This is a genomic window from Streptomyces sp. NPDC032721 (assembly GCF_055579625.1).
In genome coordinates this window covers 1-2,463 of record NZ_JBVIMX010000060.1, presented here as the reverse complement: position 1 = coordinate 2,463, position 2,463 = coordinate 1, and the positions used below count along the sequence as shown (strand labels likewise).

Genomic DNA, 2,463 nt, shown 5'->3' with positions numbered 1-2,463 from the left:
AAGATCGGCGTGGAGCTGTTCTACCTGCCGCCCCGCAGCCCGGAGTTGAACGACATCGAACTGGTCTGGCGCCAGGCGAAGTACCAGGGCTACCCACAACGTGCCCAGGCCAGCACCGACGCGATCGGTGAGGCCATCGACCGGGCGCTGCTGCGGCAACGCGAGCGGATCCGAGAAGCAGAACTGAACGTCGCCCAATCCGCACTTTGAGTACTGCTACTCATGCCGGCACGGAGGACGCCGCCTAGCGTCGGGGCATGGCCTCGAAGGTGACGTTGCGCAAAGCCGCTCACGGCCGTCCGCGACCGCACGGCAGGCTGCTGTGCGGCCTGTTCTTCGCCTGGCTGGTGGTGAGCTCCGTGCTGCCGGAGCGCCTGCGATGGCTGCCGCTCCAGGTGGCTGCACTGATCTGGAGTGGCAGGGACGGGCAGGGCGGCGTCAGCCGTCTCCTGCGTAGGTGCGATGTGGCCTCCCGCAAGGCATCGCGCTGAGCGGCTCCACCGCGGTACACCGGCCAAGGGGCCGAGGGGGCCATCCCCAGGACCCCGCCCCCCAGGGCGATAGGCGTCGCTCCGCGGGCGCGGGATCAGCAGCTGACTTCGCCGAGGCCGCTTAGTTGCCGGACGGGAGGGTGACGTCGATGAGTCGCGGGCCGATGGACGGTGCGCGCAGAATGTCGCGCAGTTCGTCGAGCGTTTCGGCTCTGTGGGAGACGACGCCCATGGAGGTGGCCAGGGCACCGAAGTCGAGCGCGGGTGTGCGCAGGTCGAGTCCGATGAAGTCGGTGGTCCCTGGATTGCGGTGCCGCCAGTTGGCCTTGAGGACGCTGTACTCCTGATTGTTGGCGATGACGAAGGTGATGGGCAGGTGCAGTTGAGCTGCGGTCCACAGAGCCTGGGGGGAGTACATCGCGGCCCCGTCGCCCAGAGTGCACAGCACCCGGCCGCGGTTGCACGCCAGAGAGGCTCCGACGGCGGCCGGCATGGCCCAGCCGAGCCCGCCGGCCACCCACTGGTACTGGTTGGGGGCGAGGCGCATGGCCGCACGGAGGTGGCGGGCCGCTTGGGGCGCTTCGTCCACGACGACGGTGTCCGGGCCGAGCCAGTCGTCCAGCACGTCTGCCAGGCTGGTGCAGTCGAGCGGGCTCGAACCCTCCTTCCTGGTGGCGTTCCCATGTGCTGCGGCATTTTCGACAGCTGCGACAGCAGGGGATGTGGAGTTGCCCAGTGCGGTGATCAGTGCGGCGAGGGTGGGTTTCAGATCTCCGTGCAGTGCCAGGTCCAGTGGTGCACTCCGGCCAAGCGCGTTCGCATCCGCGGTGATCTGGATGTTGGTGATCCCTTCTGACAGCACGGGACCCGCTTCGTAGGGGTAGTAGCGGTCGAAGACGTGCGTTCCGACGATTAGGACCGTGCGGTAGGAGGCGAGGGCGGCACGGATACCGGCGACGTGGGTGGGAAGGAATCCGCGCCAGCGCTCGTGGCCGGTCGGGAAGGGGTTGGTGGCGGGCCAGCCGGGGCCCCAGACGTCTGCTTCGAGGGCCTCGGCGAGCGCGATGCCTTCGTCGGGGGCGTTACGGGCGAGTTCGTCTCCGTAGACGAGGGCGACGCTCTCGGGCCTCTCCTGGTTCAGCAATGACACCAGTTGGTCGACGGGCGCCGCAGAGGGCGAACTTGTGGGGATGCGGCGAGGCGGCGGTGCTCCCTGCTCGTCCAGCAGGTTCATGGGCAGCGCGAGGAAGACCGGCCCTGTGGGTGGGGTGGTCGCGATGTGGAACGCCTGTCGCAGTGCCTCGCCGACGTCGTCTCGGGTGGTCGCCTGGTAGGACCACTTGACGGTGGGACTGGCGAGACCTGCCAGATCCCCGGCCAGGACGGGGTCGTGGAAGAGATGGCGCAGGTCCTGCTGCCCGGCAGTGACCACCAGCGGAACATGGGCGGCCGCGGCGTTGGTAAGTGCGCCGATCGCATGGCCCAGGCCCGCAGCGGCATGCAGGTTGACGACGGCCGGGCGCCCCGAAATCCGGGCGAATCCATCGGCCATGCCGACTGCTGACGCCTCCTGCAGCGCCAGAACGTAGCTGAGGTCCGGATGGTGCTCAAGGGCTTCGAGCAGGGGGAGTTCGGTCGTTCCCGGGTTGCCGAAAATGTACCGGACGCCCTCGTCGCGCAGGATGTCCAGGACGGCATCGGCGCCGCGGGAACGTTCAGGGTAGGGGCCGGCTGCGGTGTCGTGCATGGTGTGCTCCCGACGTCGAGCGGTGACAGCGCGCACTGTGACGGAGAGCCAGTGGGCGCTTTGAGGTGCACGTGCCCTCTTTGGGTGCACAGATCCCCGCGGTCACTCGTGTGGGCTATCTCCCCGTTGTGGGTAGCCCTGGTACTTCGCCTGGCGCCAGACCAGTTCGATGTCGTTCAACTCCGGTCTGCGGGGCGGCAGGTAGAACAGCTCCACGCCGATCTC

Annotated in this window: 4 protein-coding genes; 2 read left to right on the top strand and 2 right to left on the bottom strand. The window is 68.2% G+C overall.

Going from position 1 to position 2,463, the window contains the following annotated elements; genetic code table 11:
- Positions 1 to 210 (top strand): transposase (locus tag ACZ5PB_RS43410; RefSeq protein ID WP_468699263.1); only part of this gene is annotated, 210 nt, incomplete at its 5' end.
- Positions 211 to 257: 47 nt separating this feature from the next.
- The gene (locus ACZ5PB_RS43405) at positions 258 to 491 is read left to right on the top strand and encodes a hypothetical protein (RefSeq protein ID WP_468699261.1); all 234 of its coding nucleotides are present in this window, start codon (positions 258 to 260) and stop codon (positions 489 to 491) included.
- A 121-nt stretch (positions 492 to 612) separates the two neighbouring features.
- Here the strand turns inward: ACZ5PB_RS43405 and ACZ5PB_RS43400 are convergent, their stop codons facing one another.
- Positions 613 to 2,238, bottom strand: a complete 1,626-nt coding sequence (locus ACZ5PB_RS43400) for a thiamine pyrophosphate-binding protein (protein WP_468699259.1) — start codon at positions 2,236 to 2,238, stop codon at positions 613 to 615.
- Positions 2,239 to 2,340: 102 nt separating this feature from the next.
- A complete protein-coding gene (locus tag ACZ5PB_RS43395; protein WP_468699265.1) occupies positions 2,341 to 2,454 on the bottom strand; it encodes a transposase in 114 nt (37 codons plus the stop codon).
- Positions 2,455 to 2,463 lie beyond the last annotated feature (9 nt).

Excerpts from the sequence above, each read along its gene's own strand:
- ACZ5PB_RS43405 (WP_468699261.1), top strand. The coding sequence starts at position 258 with ATGGCCTCGAAGGTGACGTTGCGCAAAGCCGCTCACGGCCGTCCGCGA.
- ACZ5PB_RS43400 (WP_468699259.1), bottom strand. The coding sequence starts at position 2,238 with ATGCACGACACCGCAGCCGGCCCCTACCCTGAACGTTCCCGCGGCGCC.